General features: G+C 68.6%; 13 protein-coding genes. All 13 read left to right on the top strand.

Going from position 1 to position 19,673, the window contains the following annotated elements; all coding sequences use genetic code 11:
• The first annotated feature begins 89 nt into the window (after nucleotides 1-89).
• The 13 genes from ACSFB7_RS09045 (at nucleotide 90) to tagH (ending at nucleotide 19,660) form a co-directional block, all read left to right on the top strand.
• A complete protein-coding gene (locus ACSFB7_RS09045) occupies nucleotides 90-2,090 on the top strand; it encodes a caspase family protein (RefSeq protein WP_435469156.1) in 2,001 nt (666 codons plus the stop codon).
• Between the two features lie 18 nt (nucleotides 2,091-2,108).
• Nucleotides 2,109-2,663, top strand: a complete 555-nt coding sequence (locus tag ACSFB7_RS09040; RefSeq protein ID WP_435469154.1) for a type VI secretion system tube protein Hcp — start codon at nucleotides 2,109-2,111, stop codon at nucleotides 2,661-2,663.
• A gap of 20 nt (nucleotides 2,664-2,683) precedes the next feature.
• The gene (locus tag ACSFB7_RS09035) at nucleotides 2,684-3,514 is read left to right on the top strand and encodes a type VI secretion system accessory protein TagJ (protein ID WP_435469152.1); all 831 of its coding nucleotides are present in this window, start codon (nucleotides 2,684-2,686) and stop codon (nucleotides 3,512-3,514) included.
• A complete protein-coding gene (gene tssE, locus ACSFB7_RS09030; RefSeq protein ID WP_435469150.1) occupies nucleotides 3,507-4,022 on the top strand; it encodes a type VI secretion system baseplate subunit TssE in 516 nt (171 codons plus the stop codon). The genes ACSFB7_RS09035 and tssE overlap by 8 nt, the downstream gene beginning before the upstream one ends.
• A 10-nt stretch (nucleotides 4,023-4,032) precedes the next feature.
• Entirely contained in the window at nucleotides 4,033-5,925 is a 1,893-nt protein-coding gene (gene tssF, locus ACSFB7_RS09025; RefSeq protein ID WP_435469148.1) for a type VI secretion system baseplate subunit TssF, read from the top strand.
• Nucleotides 5,901-6,977, top strand: coding sequence for a type VI secretion system baseplate subunit TssG (tssG, locus tag ACSFB7_RS09020; RefSeq protein WP_435469147.1), 1,077 nt, complete (start codon nucleotides 5,901-5,903; stop codon nucleotides 6,975-6,977). The genes tssF and tssG overlap by 25 nt, the downstream gene beginning before the upstream one ends.
• A gap of 76 nt (nucleotides 6,978-7,053) precedes the next feature.
• On the top strand, nucleotides 7,054-9,762 hold the full coding sequence (tssH, locus tag ACSFB7_RS09015) for a type VI secretion system ATPase TssH (RefSeq protein ID WP_435469145.1): 2,709 nt from the start codon (nucleotides 7,054-7,056) through the stop codon (nucleotides 9,760-9,762).
• A 380-nt stretch (nucleotides 9,763-10,142) separates the two neighbouring features.
• A complete protein-coding gene (locus ACSFB7_RS09010; protein ID WP_435469143.1) occupies nucleotides 10,143-13,031 on the top strand; it encodes a type VI secretion system Vgr family protein in 2,889 nt (962 codons plus the stop codon).
• Nucleotides 13,032-13,043: 12 nt separating this feature from the next.
• A complete protein-coding gene (locus ACSFB7_RS09005) occupies nucleotides 13,044-15,644 on the top strand; it encodes a DUF2169 family type VI secretion system accessory protein (protein ID WP_435469141.1) in 2,601 nt (866 codons plus the stop codon).
• Nucleotides 15,641-16,702, top strand: coding sequence for a pentapeptide repeat-containing protein (locus ACSFB7_RS09000; protein WP_435469139.1), 1,062 nt, complete (start codon nucleotides 15,641-15,643; stop codon nucleotides 16,700-16,702). The genes ACSFB7_RS09005 and ACSFB7_RS09000 overlap by 4 nt, the downstream gene beginning before the upstream one ends.
• A complete protein-coding gene (locus ACSFB7_RS08995; protein ID WP_435469137.1) occupies nucleotides 16,699-17,403 on the top strand; it encodes a DUF3540 domain-containing protein in 705 nt (234 codons plus the stop codon). The genes ACSFB7_RS09000 and ACSFB7_RS08995 overlap by 4 nt, the downstream gene beginning before the upstream one ends.
• 9 nt (nucleotides 17,404-17,412) lie before the next feature.
• Nucleotides 17,413-17,808: a DUF4150 domain-containing protein gene (locus ACSFB7_RS08990; protein ID WP_435469135.1), complete on the top strand. Its 396-nt coding sequence runs from the start codon at nucleotides 17,413-17,415 to the stop codon at nucleotides 17,806-17,808.
• A 139-nt stretch (nucleotides 17,809-17,947) separates the two neighbouring features.
• Entirely contained in the window at nucleotides 17,948-19,660 is a 1,713-nt protein-coding gene (tagH, locus tag ACSFB7_RS08985; RefSeq protein WP_435469134.1) for a type VI secretion system-associated FHA domain protein TagH, read from the top strand.
• Nucleotides 19,661-19,673 lie beyond the last annotated feature (13 nt).

Below are 19,673 nucleotides of genomic sequence, written 5' to 3'. Positions count from 1 at the left end.
GGGGGAGGGCAGGGGTGGGGGCACGCGGCGCATCCACGGGGCGCTCTGCCTGCCCCCATCCCAGCCTTCCCCCAAAGGGGGAAGGAGCAATGCGGCTGCTGATGGTGTGCCTGCTGTTCGTTTCGGGCAGCGCCTTCGCCACCCAGCGCGCCTTGCTCGTCGGCGTTTCCGAACTCGTCAACCAGCCCCAAGCCCTCTGGCTGCAGGCCCCGCGCAACGACGTGATGCTGATGCGCGATGCGCTGCTCAGGCAGGGCTTCGCCGCGCCCGACATCACCATGCTCGCCGACGGCGTGAGCGGCGCCGCGCTGCCCGATGCGCAGGCCATCCACGAGGCGCTGGCGCGGCTGCTCGCGCAGTCGAAAAGCGGCGACTTCGTGCTGCTCTATTTCTCGGGCCACGGCACCCGCCTGCGCGACACCGCCAAGCGTTATCAGGAGCCCGATGGCCTGTCGGAGAATTTCCTTGCGCGCGATGTGCGCGGCACGCTCGGCAGCGACACGGTGCTGACCGGCGATGTGCGCGATGTCGATTTCGACGGCTGGATCCAGGCCTTTCTCGCCCGCAACGTCTTCGTCGCTTCGGTGTTCGACACCTGCTCCGCCAACTCCATGACCCGTGGTGCGGTCGATGCACCCGTCACCGCCGAAGGCCCGGCCGATGACGAAGTGCGCTGGCGCGGTTTACGCGCCGTGCAATTGGCCAGTAGTGGTGCAGCGCCGGCCCCTTCCGCCCCCGCACGCGCGGCAACGCCGCCCGTGCCGACCGAGACCGTGCCGCGTGCCCGCTATGTCGCGCTCTTCGCTTCCGAGAGCCACCAGATCACGCCCGAGCTGCGGCTGCCGCGCAAGAGCCGCGGTGCGCGGCCGCAGGGGCTGCTCACCTGGGCCGTGGTCGAAGCCCTGTCGCGCAAGCCCGCCACCTGGCGCGACCTGTTCGACGGCGTGCTGGCCGTCTACCCGCCGGTCATCGACGAACTCGCGCAGCGCTTTCCGACGCGCGAGCTGCCTTCACCGGTGGCCGAAGGCAACCTCGATGCGCCGCTGTTCGCCAACCGCGCGCAGGCCGTCTCGACCCGCCCTGTCTGGCGCGCGCAGCGGGCCGGTGACACGCTCACGCTGCAGGCCGGCCAGCTCGACGGCCTTGCGGACCGGCAGCCGCTGCGCGTGCTGGCCACCATGGAAGACGGCACGGTGCGCAGCGCGCAGGGCACGCTCTCGCAGGTGGACCTCGACCGGGCCCGCATGCCCGTGCCGCCCGCTTTGCGCGACCTGTCCGGCGCCGCGTTGTGGAGCACGACGCCGCTCGGCGAGCCGGCCTCGCTGGCGCTGCGCGTGCGCGCGGACCAGGGCCTGCCGCCCGGCCTGAGCCTCGACTACCCCGCCTCCATCGTCGCCGTGGGCGAGGCCGACACCAACGCCGACGTGCGTTGGAGCGGCGCGGCGGGCAACCGCCTTGAAGTGCTCTCGCCCTCGCTCGGCATCGCGCCATCGGCCGCGAAGACATCGCTGCCCGACGCGGCCGCCGCGCGCCGCCGCCTCGAAATGCTGGCACGCCTGAAGTGGCTCAACCAGCTCGATGCGCTGGCCCGCGATGCGCAGTTCGACGGCTTCGAGGCCGTGTTCGAGGTGTGGAGCGGCGACCGCCTGCTGCGCAGCGACTCGGCGCAGCGGGCCGAGTCACGGCTGCTGCCATTGCGCGGCGGCGAGCGCGCGGTGCTCAACGTGCGCAACGGCAGCGGGCGTTCGGTGGACCTTGTCGTGGTCGGCGTCGATCCGCAGGGCGGCGTGCGCCAGGTCTATCCGGACGACCCGGGCGAGACCAACCGCTTCAAGCGCGGCACGCGCGACGCGCCCGCCGCCAAGCGCTTCGAGCTGCCGTGGTTCAACGCGGAAGGCGGCCGGCTGCTCGTGCTGGCCACGCCGGCCGCACCGTACAGCGCGCCGCGATTGTTCGGCACGGGCGCGGTGGCCAGCAACAACACGACGGCACCCGAGGTCCGGGTGCGCGGGGCATTGCAGCCCGACAGCGAGCGGCAGGCCTTTGCCGCGGTGGTCCGGTGGGCGGGCGATGCCCCGCCCGCACGGTAGTTTTTTCAGGAGATGGCAATGTCATTCAACAACGGCGGGTATCTGGAGACCGACGATGCGCTGCGCATGCTCGACCTGCTGTCGCAGGCATCGGGCAGCGACTTCTACATGACGCTCGAGAGCAAGGGCAAGAAGGTGGTGGGCGAGATCCAGTCTCTCTTCTCGGACAACATGGAGGTGTTGGAGATTGGCGGCTACTCCTACGTGGCGGAGGTCGCGTCCGCGCCCGGTTCGGGCAAGGGCGTCGCGCGCGGCCTGCCGCTGGCGGTGGTGCGCGACTGCGATGCGGCTACCGCCTCGATCGCCAGCCTGCTGTACAGCCAGGACAGCGACCTGATCGTCAACATCCTGGTCTTCAAGGCCGGCGGCGACAACGCCGATCGCCAGCCCTTCTTCGAGATCGAACTCACCGGCGGCCGCATCAGCCAGCACGCGATCCTCACGGGCGGCGTGCCCAAGCGGCCGTGCGAGATCATCGTGTTCAGCTACCGCGCGATCGAGATCAAGAGCGCACCGCAGCTTGTCAGCGGCATCCGTGGCGCGGTGCGTTCAGCCAAGCTCCTCAACAACTGAGCCCACCGGAAAGCCACGCCATGACTTCCGCCGAACTCCTCAAGTCCGCCGATCCGGTCGCAGCCCTCAAGGCACTGAGTGACGAGGTGCGCGCCAGGCCCGCCGACAGCAAGCATCGCGTCTTCATGGCGCAGTTGCTGTGCGTGCTCGGGCAGTGGGAGCGCGCGCTCAACCAGCTCACCGTGGCGGCCGAACTCGACGCGCTCGCCGTTCCGATGAAGCAGGTGTATGGCGACGCCGTGCGCTGCGAAGGCCTGCGCGCCGAAGTGTTCGCCGGCACGCGCACGCCCATGATCTTCGGCCAGCCCGACGAATGGCTGGCGCTGCTCATCGAGTCGCTGCTGCGCCAGGGGCGCGGCGAAGCGGCGCTGGCCGAAGACCTGCGCCAGCGCGCCTTCGACGGCGCGCCCGCCATCGCGGGCACCATCGACGGCGCACCCTTCGAATGGCTGGCCGATGCCGACATGCGTCTGGGCCCGGTGCTCGAAGCCTTCGTCAATGGCAAGTACTACTGGATTCCCTACGCGCGCCTGGCGCACATCAAGATCGAGCCGCCCGAAGACCTGCGCGACTGCGTGTGGATGCCCGCGCACCTGCAGTTCGAGAACGGCGGCGAAACCCTCGCGCTGATTCCCACGCGCTACGAAGGCACCGAGAAGACCGAAGACGGCGAACTGCAACTCGCGCGCAAGACCGAGTGGCGCGAGCTGCGGCCCGAGGTCTGGGCCGGCTATGGGCAGCGCGTGCTCGGCAGCGACGCGGGTGAGTACGCGCTGATGGACGTGCGCGAGATCCTGTTCACGCCCGCGGCCGAAGACGAAGACGGTGCGCAAGAGGCCGGCCATGGCTGACGTTGCCACGGCCCAGGAACGCCTGCAGCCTTCGCTGCTCGATCGCCTCGTCGACAACGCGCCCAGCGAGAAACGCGAGAGCGACGAAAAACGCACGCTGACCCGCCAGGCATTGCGCGCGGCCGTGCTGCGCGACCTGAGCTGGCTCTTCAACGCCACCGGCTACGGCCTGTCGATGGACGACCGGCAGTTTCCGAATGCGGCGCGCTCGGTCATCAACTACGGATTGCCTATGCTGTCTGGCCAGTTCACCTCGTCGGTGCAGCGTGTCAGCATGGAACAGGCTTTGAAGAACGCGATCCTGCAGTTCGAGCCGCGCATCCTGTCCCGCACTCTCGAAGTGGAACTCATCATGGAAGGCTCCGCCCTGGACTCCCACAACAGCATCGGCCTGCAGATACGCGGCATGCTCTGGGCGCAGCCCGTGCCGCTGGAGTTCCTGATGCGCAGCCGGGTCGACCTCGAAGAAGGGCGCATCGAGATCCAGGACATGGCGCAAAAAACGTGAGCCCCATGCCATGGACCCCCGGCTGCTGACCCTGTACGAGCAGGAGCTGCGCTACTTCCGCGAAAGCGGCTCGGAATTCGCGCGCGCCTTTCCGAAGATCGCGCACCGCCTGGGCATCGAAGGCCAGGAAGTCGCCGACCCGTATGTCGAGCGGCTGATCGAGGCCACGGCCTTCCTGTCGGCGCGCGTCAACCTCAAGCTCGATGCCGAGTACCCGCGCTTCACCGGGCACCTGCTCGACGTCGTCTATCCGCACTTCCTGGCGCCCACGCCGGCGATGGCGGTGGTCTCGTTCACGCCCGACCCGGAAGACGCGAACCTTGCGACCGGCCCCGCACTGCCGCGTGGCAGCGGCCTGCGCGCGCGGCAGGCCGTGGGCCAGAACACGCATTGCGAATTTCGCACCGCCGCCGCGCTGCGCGTGTGGCCGCTGGAGATCCAGCGCGCCCAGTACTTCACCTACGCGCCCGACCTGCCGCTGAACACGCACCCGCAGGCGCGAAGCATTCGCGGCGGCCTGCGCATCGCGCTGCACGCGACGGCGGGTCTGAACTTCAGCCAGATCGCGCTCGACGACCTCGTGCTGCATTTCAGCGGCGGCGAAGACGTGGCCTGGCAGTTGCACGAATGCGCGCTGGGCCAGCCGGTCGGCGTGATGGTGCGGCCGCTGTCGCCCACGGGCGCGTTGCAGGGCGAGGTGCGCCACCTGCCGCCCGACGCGATTCGCGCCATGGGCTTCGAGGACGACGAGGCACTGCTGCCCGTCACCGCCACCGGCTTCTCGGGCTTCCGGCTGCTGCAGGAGTACTTCGCCTTTCCGCAGCGCTTCCAGTTCGCGCGCATTGCAGGCCTGCAGCCGCTGCTGGCGTCCATGCCGGTGACCGACATCGAGATCGTGCTGCTTTTTTCGCGGGGCGATGCCGCGCTCGAAAAGCTGGTGAGCGCCGACAACGTGCAACTGCATTGCGTGCCGGCCATCAATCTGTTCAGCCGGCGCCTGGACCGCGTGCCGCTGACCGAAGGCGTGAGCCAGTTTCACCTGCTGCCCGACCGCACGCGGCCGCAGGACTTCGAGGTGCACACCGTCACCGAGGCCATCGGCCATGGCGCGCCGGGCACGGACACGGCCGCCGTCGAGCAGGTCTTCCGGCCCTTCTACTCGGCCTTCCACGGCACGCGGTACAGCCACCCGGCCTACTTCACGACCACGCGCGAGCCGCGCATGCTGTCGGTGCGCCAACGCACCGAAGGCCATCGCAGCAGCCACATCGGCTCCGAGGTCTACATGCAGATCGTCGACCCGCAGCAGGCCCCGTATGCGGCCGCGCTGCGGCAACTGGCGGTGACCGCGCTGTGCACCAACCGCGACCTGCCGCTGCTGCTGCCGATGGGCCGCGACAACGACTTCGATTGCGTCGACTCCTTCCCCGTGCAGCGCGTGCGCATGGTGCGCGGCCCGTCGCGGCCGGTGTCGCCGGTGGTGAGTCAGGGGCTGGGCTGGCGCGTGCTCGATCACCTGGCGCTCAACTACCTCTCGCTGTCCGACAGCACGCCGCAGCAGGGGGCAGCGGCGCTGCGCGAGACCTTGATGCTCTACGCGGTGCACGCCGACGAAATGCGCCAGGGCCAGGTGCGCGGGCTGCTGTCGGTCAAGAGCAAGCCGGTGGCGCGCCGCCTGCCGATGAAGGGGCCGATCGCTTTCGGGCGCGGGCTGGAGGTGACGCTCGAAGTCGACAAGGACGCCTTCCACGGCCACAGCGCGTTCCTGTTCGGTGCCGTGCTGGCGCGCTATCTGGCGCGCCACGTCGAGGTCAATCATTTCGTCGAGACCGTGCTTCGCATCGCGGGCAAGGGCGAGACCATGCGCTGGAGACCGCTGTGCGGGACGCGCCAGATCCTGTAGCCGCACCGGCGCTGGAGGGCACGGCCGCATCGCGGGTCGATGGCGCGGTGCACGCATGGTCGGCCGAGCCCTGGTCCTTCGATTACTTCGCGGCGCTGCGCCGGCTGGAGTCGATCGCCAAGACCACGCCGCGCTGGGGCCGCGCGCTGCTGCCCAGCGCCGAACCGCTGCGCGTGGGGCAGGAGCCCTCGCTGTCGTTCGCGCCCGCCAGCTTCAGCCGCTTCGAGGGGGCGAGCGCCTATTCGCCACCGCGCTTGCGCCAGCATTTCTTCAGCTACATCGGCCCCAACGGTCCGCTGCCGGTGCACCTGAGCGACTTCATCCGCGAGCGCAGCCTCAACCACGGCGACCCGACCTGGCTGGCCTTTCTCGACACCTTCCTGCATCGCTTCTCGCTGCACTTCTATCGGGCCTGGGCGCAGGCGCGTCCGGCGGTGGCGCTGGACCGGCCGAACGAAGACCGGTTCCGGCTGCAGATCGGCGCGCTGGTCGGCATCGGCGCGCCGGGGCGCATCGAGCGCGACGAGATCCATGACGACGCGCGGCTGCATTTTTCGGGCTGGCTCGCGCGCCGCGTGCACAACGCCGAAGGTGTGGCGTCGGTGCTGTGCAGTTATTTCGGCGTGCCCGTGACGCTGGAGCGCTGGGTCGGCCACTGGATGAGCCTGCCGCCCGGCGAGCTGACGCGGCTGGGGCAGGGCGAGAGTTCGCGTTCGATGGGCATGGGCGCGATGCTCGGCACGCGCGCGTGGGACCGGCAGCACCGCGTGCGCCTGCACCTGGGCCCGCTCACGCTGGACCAGTACCGCATGTTTCTTCCCATCGGCAATGCGCAGCCCGTGCTGCAGCGCTGGATGCTGCAACTGCTGGGCGACGAACTCGAATGGGACGCCGAGCTTGTGCTCGAAAAAGCGCAGGTGCCCGCCACGCGCCTGGGCCATGCCAAGGGCAATGCGCCGCGCCTGGGCTGGGTCTCGTGGCTCGGCGAGCGCACGCGCAGCCGCGATGCGGCGGACGTGCGCATCGGCCGTCAACCGGCGGGAGCGCATTGATGCGGCCTTGCCTTTCAACTTCGCTTTTTTTCAATCCAACCAGCTTCATTCGTCTAGACGAGATACGGAGTCCTTCATGAGTGAAATCAGCCGCACCGCCCTTTTCGGCAAACTCAATTCGCTGGCCTACAAGGCCATCGAAGGCGCGACCGTGTTCTGCAAGATGCGGGGCAATCCGTATGTGGAACTGGAGCACTGGTTCGCCCAACTGCTGCAGACGCAAGACTCCGACCTGCACCGCGTGATCCAGCACTACGGCCTGGATGTGTCGGTGATAGCCAAGGACATGACCGCCGCGCTCGACCGCCTGCCGCGCGGCGCCACCGCCATCAGCGACTTCTCGCCCCACATCGAGAACGCCATCGAACGCGCGTGGACCTACGCGACGCTGCAGTTCGGCGAAGCGCAGGTGCGCACCGGCTACATCCTGGTCGGCATGCTGAAGACGCAGAGCCTGCGCAACCCGTTGTTCAATCTGTCGAAGCAGTTCGAGAAGGTCAAGGTCGAAGACCTCGCCGACAACTTCGCAAAAATCTGCGACGCCTCGCCCGAATCGCAGATGCGCGCACAAGACGGCACCGGCATGGGCAGCGGCGCACCGGGCGAAGACTCGGGCGCGATGGCGCCGGCCGCCATGGGCAAGGGCGATGCGCTGAAGAAGTTCGCGGTCGATCTCACCGAGAAGGCCAAGAAGGGCGAGATGGACCCGGTGACCGGGCGCGACGAAGAGATCCGCCAGATCGTCGACATCCTCATGCGCCGCCGCCAAAACAATCCGTTGCTCACCGGCGAGGCCGGTGTCGGCAAGACGGCGGTGGTCGAAGGCTTCGCGCAGCGCCTGGCACGTGGCGACGTGCCGCCGCAGTTGAAAGACGTGAAGCTGCTTACGCTCGACATCGGCCTGCTGCAGGCCGGCGCGAGCATGAAAGGCGAGTTCGAGCAGCGACTGCGCCAGGTGATCGACGAGGTGCAGAGTTCGCCCACGCCGATCATTCTTTTCATCGATGAGATCCACACGCTGGTGGGCGCGGGCGGCGCGGCGGGCACCGGCGATGCGGCCAACCTGCTCAAGCCCGCGCTGGCACGCGGCAACCTGCGCACCATCGGCGCGACCACCTGGGCCGAGTACAAGAAGTACATCGAAAAAGACCCGGCGCTCACACGGCGCTTCCAGGTCGTGCAGGTGCCCGAGCCCGACGAGACCAAGGCGATCCTGATGCTGCGCGGCGTGGCCAGCGTGCTGGAGAAGCACCACCGCGTGCAGTTGCTCGACGAGGCCATCGAAGCGGCCGTGAAGCTGAGCCATCGCTACATTCCCGCGCGGCAGTTGCCCGACAAGGCCGTGAGCCTGCTCGACACCGCATGCGCGCGCGTGGCCGTGTCGCAGCACGCGACGCCGCCCGAGGTGGAAGACTGCATGCGGCGCATCGAAGGGCTCACGGTCGAGCAGGAGATCATCGGGCGCGAGGAGGCCATCGGCATTGACGTGACCAAGCGTGCGGCGCAGGTGACCACGTTGCTGGCCGAATCGAAGGTACAGCTCGATGTGTTGAATGCGCGCTGGCAGGAAGAGAAGGGGCTGGTCGACCGGTTGCTTGAGCTGCGCGCGAAGCTGCGGGCGGGGAACAAGCCGGTGGATACATCGAAGGCTGACGGCGATGCCAAGGCCGACGTGCCCCAACCCCAAGCCGAAGACCGGGCGGTGCTGCTTGCGGAGCTGCATGAGCTGCAGGCCAAGATTCATGCGGTGCAGGGCGAGTCGCCGCTGATCCTGCCCTCCGTCGACGAACAGGCCGTGGCCTCGGTCGTTGCCGACTGGACCGGCATTCCCGTCGGCCGCATGGTCAAGAACGAAGTCGAGGCGGTGCTCAAACTCGCCGACACGCTGAACATGCGCGTGATCGGCCAGAAGCACGGGCTGGAGATGATCGCGCGGCGCATCCAGACTTCGCGCGCGCGGCTGGACAACCCGCAAAAGCCCATCGGCGTCTTCATGCTCTGCGGCACCTCGGGCGTCGGCAAGACCGAGACCGCGCTTGCACTGGCCGAGGCGCTGTATGGCGGTGAGCAGAACATCATCACCATCAACATGAGCGAGTTCCAGGAGGCGCACACCGTCTCCACGCTCAAGGGCGCGCCGCCCGGCTACGTGGGTTATGGCGAAGGCGGCATCCTGACCGAGGCCGTGCGCCGCCGCCCCTACAGCGTGGTGTTGCTCGATGAAGTGGAGAAGGCCCACCCCGACGTGCACGAGATCTTCTTCCAGGTCTTCGACAAGGGCTGGATGGAAGACGGCGAAGGCCGCATGATCGATTTCAAGAACACGATCATCCTGCTGACCACCAACGCCGGCAGCGAGCTGGTGATGAGCATGTGCCGCGACCCCGAGTTGCTGCCCGACTCCAACGCGCTGGCCGATGCGCTCAAGGCACCGCTCATGAAGGTGTTCCCGCCCGCGCTGCTGGGCCGCATCGTCACCATTCCCTATTACCCGCTGTCGCCCGACATGATGAAGAAGATCGTGCGGCTGCAGTTGGGCCGCATCAAGAAGCGGGTGGAAGCCAACCACGGCGTGCCTTTCGACTACACCGAAGCGGTGGTCGACCAGGTGGTCGCGCGCTGCCAGGACCCGGAGTCGGGCGGGCGCGTGATCGACGCGATCCTGACCAACACCGTGCTGCCCACGATTTCTGTCGAGTACCTGCAGCGTCTGGCCTCGGGTGGAGAAATTCGCCGTGTTGCGCTGGATGTGAAGGACGCTGACTTTACTTACGCGTTCGACTGAAATGAAAACCTGTTTTTCTGATCGTCGCGTTGTTGGTTTGGGGCGCTGCTGCTGTTCAGGGCGACGCTCCCGCCGACACGGTGCTCTTTTTCGCGAATGTCCCCCGCTTCGCTCCTCCTTTATTTCGCGAAAAAGAGCCCCGTATCGACGTGAGCGTTGGACAGAGCGGTGGTTGATCGCAGGATCACCAGCAGCGTGCCCCAGTGCGAATGGCACCAGGTGCTCCCCGCAGCGAAATAAAGGAGGAGCGAAGCGGGGGACATTCGCGGAGGGGAGCTCCTGGTGTCATTCGCACTCGCCCCGAATGAACCCGAACCCGCACCCCGAAAAAACCCCCAAGCCAGCCCGCTGAAACCGCCTCCACCTTCAAGAGAAAAAAGATGGCCGACCACGAGTTCCGCATCGAAAGCGATTCGCCCGCCAACAAGGACCTGATGTTCTGGCGCATCGTGGGCCACGAGGCGTTCTCGCGGCCGTCGAGCTACGAACTCACGGTGCTCTCGACCAACCGTGCCATCGACCCCCGGGCCATCCTCGGGCGCGCGTTCGATGTGGTCATCGAATTCTTCGACGCCGACGAAGGCAAGCACGAACGCCACGCCCAAGGCCATGCCGTGCGCTTCGCACGCGGCGCGCAGATCGGTCGCTTCTTCGAATACCGCATCAGCCTGCGCTCATGGTTCTGGCTGCTCACCAAGCGCACCAACTCGCGCATCCTGCAGGAAAAGCCGGTGCTCGAAGTGCTCGACGCCGTGTTCGAGGACAGCCCGATCAAGGCCGTCAAGAAAATCAAGAACGACGGCGTGACCGGCCCGCACCCGCTGCGACGCTACTGCGTGCAATACCAGGAGAGCGACTACCGCTTTCTCTCGCGCATCCTCGAGGATGAAGGCATCTACTACTGGTTCGACGCGCACACCGCGCCCGGCACCATGATGCTGGCCGACGTGACCGACATGGCCCACGCCGGCCTGCCCGTGAAGGGCGTGCTCGAATTCGTGAAGGCCGGCGCCAGCGAGGCGCGCTTCAACCAGATCGAACGCTGGACCACCGCACGCCAGTTGCAGTCGGGCAAGTACGCCTCGCGCGACGTGGACTACAAGGCCATCAAGCGGCTGCTGAGCACCGGCGCCGACGTGTCCGACAACCACGAGCTGGCCGACTTCGAAGTCTTCGAATACCCGGGCGGCTACTTCAACGCCGACGACGCCGAAGCCGTGCTGGCCGTGCGCGCCGACGAACTCGACACGCGGCACGAACCGCACTGGGCCGTCACCCACTGGCCCGACGTGGCGGTGGGCCACAGCTTCACCTTCCGCGGCGACCCCGACGGCGCGGGCGACGACGACTACATCATTGCCGGCTGCACCTTCGCCGCCACGCACCCCGGCTACGAAGGCCTGGGCCCCGAGATCGCCGTGCAGCCGATCCGCCGCGTATTGCAAGAAGCGCTGCTCGACGACGCCGTCAACTCCGGTTGCCTCGACGCCTTTCTCGCAATGATCGATACCACGCCCGCGCTCAGCGAAAGCACGCGCGGCACCAGCACCTTCCTGATTACCGCGCTGTCGGCCAAGCAGGCCTTCCGTCCGCCGCGCCTCACGCCGCGCGTGACCATGCCCGGCCCGCAGAGCGCGATCGTCGTCGGCGCCAAGGGCAAGGAACTGGACGTGGACGAGATGGGGCGCGTCAAGGTGCACTTTCACTGGGACCGCTACGACGACCGCGAAGAACACGGCGAAAAGTCGACCTGCTGGATCCGCGTGTCGCAGCCCTGGGCCGGCAAGGCATGGGGCGGCTACTTCATGCCGCGCATCAAGCAGGAGGTGATCGTCGACTTCATGAACGGCGACCCCGACCGGCCGATCATCGTCGGGCGGGTCTACAACGACGACCAGCCGATTCCCTACAAGTCGCCCACCCAGAGCGGCTTCAAGACGCGCTCCACGCCGGGCGGCGGGCCCTCGAACTACAACGAGATCATGTTCGAGGACAAGAAGGGACAGGAGCTGGTCAACATCCATGCCGAGCGGAACATGTCGACCTCGGTGGAAGTGGACGACTCGCTCTCGGTCGGGCGCGACCAGAGCGAGACGGTGGACCGCGACCGCACCGCGCTGGTCAAGCGAAACGAGAAGAACACGGTGGCGGAGATACAGACCAACGTGGTGGGTATCTCGCAGAGCAACAGCATCGGCGCGGGCGGTCAGAAGACGCAGGTGCTGGGCTTCCAGGAAAACATCTTCCATGCGGGCCAGAAGACCTCGGTGATCGGCTTCCAGGCGCTCGTGGTGTCGGCCAACCAGAACGTCGCCATCGGCGGCTTCCAGGGGACCGTGGTGGGCGCAAACCAGGACGTGGGCGTGGTCGGCTTCCAGACCACCTCGGTGGGGGCCGACATGGCCTACCTCGTCGGTGGCAACACCAAGATGCAGAGCGGCGGCGTGCGCAACGATGTCACGAGCGGCAAGCATTCGATCATGGCCAACCAGATCAAGATGTTGAGCAACACCTCGGTCGACATCATGGCGGTGGGCGACATCAACGCCACCTCCATCGGCTCCAACACCACCGTGCTGGGCTCCAACTCCAGCGGCTACATCGGCTCGAACAGCGAGGCCAACCTGGGCGTCACGCGCTCCACCTTCATGGGCCTGAGCATGAGCAATGCGCTGGCGCTGGACGTCTCGAACTTCCTGGGCGTGCAGATGGAGAACACGCTCGCGGTCAAGATGAGCAACGTCGGCGGGCCCGACCTGACGCAGGAGCCGCTGTCGATCGACCTGGCCACCGTCAAGATCATCAACTCGGGGGCTGGTGCCGGGGCCGGGTCCGGCGCGGCAGTGGCGGGCCATGTCGCGGCGGGAGTGTTCGGCGCGATCTCGGCCATTCACGGCATCTTCGACATCAAGGCCACCTTCGACCAGTACAAGAAGGCCAAGACCGACCTCGAAACGGCCGCGCAGGAGGCGCGCGACCAGGGCCTGACGAATCTGGCCAGCCGGCTGACCCGGCTGGCCGCCATCGCCGACCGGCGGGGGACCGAAGGCGCGATAGTCATGTTTCCCGTCCTCGGCGGCTTGGCGATGGAGATCGACGACCAGCTTCTCGGCGGCACCAATGCCAGCCGCACCGCCGATGCCCTGTCGAAGGAAGACGCGCCCTCGACGGGCGCCCGCCCTGCCACGCCGGCCGCGCCCGTCATTCCGCCCGTGCCGGACATGCCCCCGCTCCCACCGCCCTACACGCCACCCCATGGCGGCTCCTGAGGCCGTTCGCGCATGCAAGTGACCAAGCCCCAGGCGCTCGGCCTGTCGACCCGGCCGGTGGAGTACCGAAAGCGCTTCGGCCTGTGCGTGACCGCCTGCCTGCATGTGCCCTTTGCGCAGGGCGAGCGCGGCGCGCTGTGGAGCGAGCAGTCGATGTGGGACTTCCTGTCGCAGGAGATGGCGGTGCCGCTGATCGACGAAGGCGTGGCCAAGCTCACGGCCGAGTTCCTGGTGCACGGCCGTGCATTTCCACAGCCCGGGCAGCCCGCCGCCTGCGCCGTGCGCGCACGGCTGGGTGCGCGCGAAAAAACCCTGCTGGTCTTCGGCGAGCGCCGCTGGGACGGCGCGCAGGCTACCGCCCCCGAGCCCTTCGAGCAGATGCCCATCGACTGGGCGCATGCCTACGGCGGCGCGGACTTCGCGCTCAACACCGCGGGCAAGGGCCGTGCGGTGCAGGGCGGTGCGCAGTGGCTGCCCAACATCGAGCTGCCGGGCAGCCGCCTGCTGCGGCCCGACCATGCGGTGCCGCCGGCGGGTTTCGGCGCGCTCGACCTCATGCATCCGCAGCGTGCGCAATACCGGGGCACCTACGACGCCGGCTACATGCAGGCGCACGCGCCCGGCTTTCCGCCCGACCTGGACTGGCGCCACTTCAACCTCGCGCCGCCGGACCAGTGGTTCGACCAGCCGCTGCGCGGCGACGAGCCCTTTGCCTTCGATCACATGCATGCGGAGCAGGCGCACATCGAAGGCCGCCTGCCGGGCCTTTGCGCGCGTGTGTTCGCGGGCTATCGCACGGGCAGCGAGGGCAGTGAGCCCAAGCTGCGTGAGGTGCCGCTGCGGCTAACGACCGCCTGGTTCTTTCCGCATGCGGAACGCGCCGTCCTGCTGTTCCAGGGGCTGGCCGAAGTCGCCACCGACGACGGGGCCGACGTGGTGACGCTGATGGGCGCGGTCGAGCGGCTCGGCGAGCGCCGAAGCGACGCGCACTATGCGGACGCGATCGCGCGGCGCGCCGATCCGCGCACGGGCAGCGTCCACATGCTGCACGACGGCGACCTGCTGCCCGACGGCCTCGATACCTTCGATCCCGCCGTCGAAGCCGCGCGCGCGGCCTTCGCCATGGACGGCCTGCAGGGCGATGCGCAATACCTGCGTGCCGAGACCGACGTGGCCCTGGCGCGCGAAGAGGTCCGCGCGCAGGGGCGGGACCCCGACGCCCTCGGCATCAAGATGCCGGCGCGCGAGAAGGTGCCCACCGGCGCGGCGCTCGCGCCCTACATGGAACGCCAGATGAAGGAAGCCGAGCGCCAGCAGTGGGCCGCGCTCGAAGACGCCGTGACGCAGGCGGAAAAGGCGCTGGCGTTCGCGGCCGAGCACAAGCTGCCGCTGGCCGCGCTGCAGCATCGCGGGCCGCCGCGCTTCAGCGCCGAAGGACGCTTCGATGCGATGCGCGCCGATTTCGCGGCGCAGGGCAGGGCGGTGGACACCGCCAAGGTCTATCCCGCGCTCGTGCAGCAGGAGGCCGCCGAGCGGCTGGCCTACCGGCAGTCGGCGCATGCGCAGGCACCGGCCGACCCCATGCCGGCGGCCGAAGCGCAAACGCTGCGCGCCGAGATCGCACGGGCCGCGGCCAGCGGCATGCGCTACTTCGAGAACATGGACCTCACGGGTGCCGACCTCTCGGGCCTCGATCTGCGCGGCGTGAGTTTCGCGGGCGCGTGGCTGGAGAGCGCCAACCTGTCGAAATCCAATCTTTCGGGCGCTAATTTCTCGGGCGCCGTGCTCGCGCATGCCGACCTGCGCGGCGTTGTCGGCGTGGGCGCGAAGTTCGCTGGGGCCAACCTCGGTGGCGCGCAACTGGCCGGCGTGGTGTTCGACGAAGCCGACCTGCGCGGCGCCGTGCTGAGCGGCTGCCTGCTTGCCGACACGCAGTTGCGTCGCGCGCAACTGGCCGGCGCCCAGTTGCTCGACACCCGATGGGGCGCGGCCGACTGGAGCGGCGTGCAGGCGGCACGCCAGGTGTTCTACAAGCTCGACCTGCAGGGGCTGGTGCTGGCCGAGGCCGACCTCGACGACTGCAGCTTCATCGAATGCGACCTGAGCGGCTGTGACCTGCGCGCCGCGCGTCTGCAGCGCGGCAACTTCGTCGGCTGCAAGCTCGACGGCGCGCGGCTGGCCGGCATGCAGGCCGAGGGCGCGGTGTTCGTGCAGGGCTGCAGCCTTGCCGGTGCCGACCTGAGCGGCGCGCAGTTGATGCGCTGCAACCTGGGCGAGACCCAGCTCGAAGGCGCGCGGCTCGTGCAGGCGCGGCTCGACGGCGCCAACCTCACCGGCACGCGCTTTGCGCGCTGCGACCTGCGCCTGGCCAGCGCGGCGGGCGCCATGCTGCGCAAGGCCGTGCTGCGCCAGGCCGTGATGGCGGGCATGAACCTGTCGAACGCGGTGATGCACCACGCCGACCTGCGCGGTGCCGACCTGCGCCGCAGCAACCTCTTCGGTGCCGACCTGTCGCGCGTGCGGCTCGATGGCGACGTGCGTTTCGACGACGCCATGCTCAAGCGCGCCCGCACCTGGCCGCGCCTGACGCCGGAAGAGCAGGCCGCGCCATGATGAGCCCCGAACTGCTGTCGATGGCCGTCGCCATCGGTGAACCGGTCATCGGCATGGACCTGGGCAAGGGCGCCTATGCGCGCGCCGCGCTCGGCGGCGCCGTGTTCTCGCGCACCCGGCTGGCCGAAGCCGACCTGCGCGGTGCCGACTTGCGCGAAGCGGTGTTCGAGCAGTGCGACCTGCGCGGCGTGCTGCTGGCGGGCGCCAACCTGCGGCGCGCGGTGTTCGACCATTGCACGCTCGACCATGCCGACCTGCGCGGCGCCAACCTGCATGCGGCGCTGTGGACCGAATGCCAGGCACCGCATGCGCAGCTGGCCGACGCGCAACTGAGCATGGCAACGGTGACCCGCTCGCAGCTCGACCACGCCGTGCTGCGCGGCGCGAACCTCGACTCGGCGCTGCTCGACGCCACGAGCCTGATCGACGTGTGCGCCGACGGTGCCCACTGGCGCCAGACCACCGTGTCGGGCTGCGACCTCACGCTGCTGACCTGGGCCGGCGCGACGCTGCTGCGCGTGGCCTTCATCGGCACCGACCTGCAGGGCAAGTCGTTCGCGCGGCTGAAGGTCGAAGGCTGCCAGTTCCTGAACTCGCAACTCGCGCGCGCCGATTTCTCCGAAGCCGGCATGCGCCAGTGCAACTTCCAGGGCGCGACGCTCGACGGCGCCTGCTTTGCCAAGGCACAGGCCGCGCTCGCGCTGTTCTGCGAAGTCCAGGGCGAGAAGACGGACTTTGCCGGCGCGCAACTGCGCCAGGCGCTCTTCACCGGCGCGCGCCTGCCCGGTGCCAACTTCACCGGCGCCGACCTGTACCAGACGCACTTCGCCGGTGCCAAGTTGCCACGGGCGCAACTGGCTTCGGCCGAACTCAGCTACGCGGACTTTCGCCACGCCGACCTGTCGGGTGCCGACCTGCGCGAAGCCGCGATGTTCCGCACCGTGCTGCACGGCGCGAACACGCAAGAGGCGCGCATGACCGATCGCACCCGCGCCATCGACGAAGACCCCGACCTGGCCGCCGCCGAACGCTGGCAACCCATGGAGCAGACCTCATGAACTCATCATCGAACGGCACCGTTTCGTCGTTGCCTGGGCGCAGTCGCCGCAAGGCGCGAGCTGCCGCATCGCCGCCACTTCAGCAGCAACAGCAGCCGCAGCAGGCGATTGCCGCTGGCTGGTGCGTGGGCACCGTCAGTGCCTGCGACGCCGAAGGCTTCACCGTGCTGAGCGGCACGCTGCACCGCACCGGCCGCCGCGCCGCGAGCTGCCTGCTGGAGCCGCGCGTGGGCGACAGCGTCGCCTGCATGGAAGTGGCGCCCAAGGAGCTGTGGATTCTTGCGGTGCTGCAGCGCGAAGGCAGCCAGGCGCACGTGCTGCGCCTGTCCGGCGACACGCGCGTGCAGGTCGACGACGGCGCGCTCACCTTCGCGGCACCGCGGCTCGCGCTGCATGGCGATCAACTCGAAGTGCGCGCGCGCGAAGGGCGCATGGCGGTGGAATCGGCCGAACTCGTCGGCCGCCACCTGCGCGTGGTGGGCAGCGTGATCAAGCTGGTGGGCTCGGTGCTGTCCACCGTGATGGACCGCGTGAACCACTACAGCAGGCACTACGTGCGCACCACCGACGGCACCGACCGCGTGGCCGCCACGCACGTCGAGTGCGAGGCACGGCAGCTGCTGCGCCTGTCGGGCGAGCACACGCTGGTGAACGGCGAGAAGCTGGTCAAGACGCGCGGCGGCCAGATCCATTTCGGCTAGGAGCCCGCCATGTTCGCCAACTGCCAACTGATGGGCACCGACATGGGCTTTCCCGATGTCTGCATCACACCGGCCGCGCCCTCGCCGATTCCGGTGCCGTACCCCAACATCGCGATGGGGCCGATGGCCATTCCCAACTGCCCGACCATCCTGGTCATGGGCGCGCCGGCGCACAACCTCGGCACCACCATCCCGATGACCAACGGCGACAACGCAGGCGTGCTGCTGGGCGTGGCGTCCGGCACGGTCATGGGGCCGAGCCGCCACGTCACCGCTGCCTTCACCGTGCTGCTGCAGGGCATGCCGGCCACGCGGCTGACCAGCGTGTCCATACAGAACAGCACCAACTGCCCCGGCGTGCGCGTGGTGCCGAGCCAGGCCCTGTTGCTGCTGCTGGCGCCGTGAGCGGGCGCGACGTGCGGTGCGCGCAAAGGCATATCTCTTACGGCGAGATTGCCAAGGTGTCCCCCGGAATGAATACTCCCTGTGAGCCTTTTCGTTCGCATGTGCGAAGGGTGTATGGGCGTCGCCCGGGGGCCGGTTCATGATCCAAATCGCTGTTATCACCCGGCAAGGCACGCCCGCGGGGCAGCCCATGGTGGCCGGGTTCGGACCGCAGGGCGGCACCATCGGCCGCGCCGACACCAACACGCTGGTGCTCGACGACCCCGACCGCACCGTGTCGCGCGTGCATGCGCAGGTGCTGTGCCGCAACGGCAGCTACTTCATCATCGACCGGGGCAGCAACCCGATGCAGTGCAACGGGCAGTCGCTGGGCGCCGGCAACGAGGCCGCACTGACGGACGGTGCGCGCCTGGTCATCGGCAGCTTCGAGCTGGTCGTGCGCGCGGTTGCAGCGGGTGCCGGTGCGGGCGCTGCGCCCGCCGTCGAGGCGATACCGCTGACCGTCGCCGCACCGTCGGGCGACGATCCCTTTGCCGACCTGCTCGCCGGCCTTGGCTCGCCGGTTGCGGCCAAGCCGGCGACGCCTGCGGCGTCCGCACCGCCGGCCGATGCGATGCTGTTCCCCGATCCGATGGAGAGCGGCTCGCGCAACGCGCATGCCGCGCAGGTCGATCCCTTCGCCAATCTGCTGGGGCCCACGCCCGCATCGGCACCCGCTGCGGGCCTGGGCGCGCTCGACGACTTCTCCGACCTCGGTGCGCCACCCGCGCACGGCAAGGCGGCGGGCATCGATGCGCTGTTCGGCGGCATGGACGGCGGTGGCGGCATCGGCGGCGATCCGCTCGCGTTGTCGCCGTTGGCCGATCCCTTGCTGCAGCCGAACACGGCCTCTTCGGAAGATCCGCTGGCGGCGTTCCAGCATGCCGCGCCATCCACGCCGACGCCGCGATCGGATCACTTGCCGATCGACCGCTTCGGCTTCACGCCGCCGAAGGCGGTGGCGCCACCGGTGCCGCCTGCACCATCTGCACCACCTGTGTCGTTGCTCGCGGAAGAGTTGCCGCGCTTCGACGACATGACGGGGCAGCCGATCCGCATCAGCGGGCCGGAGCCCACGGGCAAGCTGGCCGAGGTGCCGGCGCTGCCGCCGATGCCTGCGCCAGCGCCGGCACCGGCACCGATACCAGTGCAACATGCCCCCGCGCCGGTCACATCAACCACGCCGCGCGCCGAGCGCGCCGCCGACGACGAACTGCTCGCCGCCTTCCTGCGCGGCCTGGCCAGCACGCACCAGCCGCCCGAGATGCTCACGCCGGGCCTGATGGAGCGCATCGGCTCGATGCTGCGTAGCGCCACCGAAGGCACGCTGCAACTGCTGCTCACGCGCCAGGAGTTCAAGCGCGAAGTGCGCGCCGAGGTCACGATGATCGCAGCGCAGGCCAACAACCCGCTGAAGTTCTCGCCCACGGTCGAAGTGGCGCTGGCCCATCTGCTGGGCCCCGGCGTCCGCGGCTTCATGCCGCCCGAGGCCGCGATGCGCGACGCCTTCAACGATCTGCGCGCGCATCAGTTCGGCGTGATGGTGGGCATGCGCGCGGCGCTGGCCCATGTCATCGCTCGCTTCGAGCCGGCCGAACTGGAAAAAAAGATCAGCGCGAAGACCGCGCTCGATGCGCTCTTCAGCGCCAACCGCAAGGCCAAGCTGTGGGACCAGTTCGTGGCGCTCTACGGCGGCATCGCGAGCGAGGCGGAGGACGACTTCCACAACCTCTTCGGCAAGGCGTTCCTCGAAGCCTATGAAGAGCAGATGGCGCGCCTGAAGCACAACGACAACAACAACACCCCCAGCTGAAGCGAGGCACCCC

The sequence above is a fragment of the Variovorax raffinosi genome (genome assembly GCF_051216615.1).
GTDB lineage: Bacteria > Pseudomonadota > Gammaproteobacteria > Burkholderiales > Burkholderiaceae_C > Variovorax.
Note: the sequence above shows the minus strand (reverse complement) of the source record. Positions and strands in the feature narration are given on the sequence as shown.

Bases quoted from the DNA above. Each gene is read 5' to 3' on its own strand.
- ACSFB7_RS09045 (WP_435469156.1), top strand. From the start codon at position 90: ATGCGGCTGCTGATGGTGTGCCTGCTGTTCGTTTCGGGCAGCGCCTTC.
- ACSFB7_RS09005 (WP_435469141.1), top strand. From the start codon at position 13,044: ATGCAAGTGACCAAGCCCCAGGCGCTCGGCCTGTCGACCCGGCCGGTG.
- tagH (WP_435469134.1), top strand. From the start codon at position 17,948: ATGATCCAAATCGCTGTTATCACCCGGCAAGGCACGCCCGCGGGGCAG.
- ACSFB7_RS08990 (WP_435469135.1), top strand. From the start codon at position 17,413: ATGTTCGCCAACTGCCAACTGATGGGCACCGACATGGGCTTTCCCGAT.
- tssF (WP_435469148.1), top strand. From the start codon at position 4,033: ATGGACCCCCGGCTGCTGACCCTGTACGAGCAGGAGCTGCGCTACTTC.
- ACSFB7_RS08995 (WP_435469137.1), top strand. From the start codon at position 16,699: ATGAACTCATCATCGAACGGCACCGTTTCGTCGTTGCCTGGGCGCAGT.
- ACSFB7_RS09010 (WP_435469143.1), top strand. From the start codon at position 10,143: ATGGCCGACCACGAGTTCCGCATCGAAAGCGATTCGCCCGCCAACAAG.
- tssH (WP_435469145.1), top strand. From the start codon at position 7,054: ATGAGTGAAATCAGCCGCACCGCCCTTTTCGGCAAACTCAATTCGCTG.
- ACSFB7_RS09040 (WP_435469154.1), top strand. From the start codon at position 2,109: ATGTCATTCAACAACGGCGGGTATCTGGAGACCGACGATGCGCTGCGC.
- ACSFB7_RS09000 (WP_435469139.1), top strand. From the start codon at position 15,641: ATGATGAGCCCCGAACTGCTGTCGATGGCCGTCGCCATCGGTGAACCG.
- ACSFB7_RS09035 (WP_435469152.1), top strand. From the start codon at position 2,684: ATGACTTCCGCCGAACTCCTCAAGTCCGCCGATCCGGTCGCAGCCCTC.
- tssE (WP_435469150.1), top strand. From the start codon at position 3,507: ATGGCTGACGTTGCCACGGCCCAGGAACGCCTGCAGCCTTCGCTGCTC.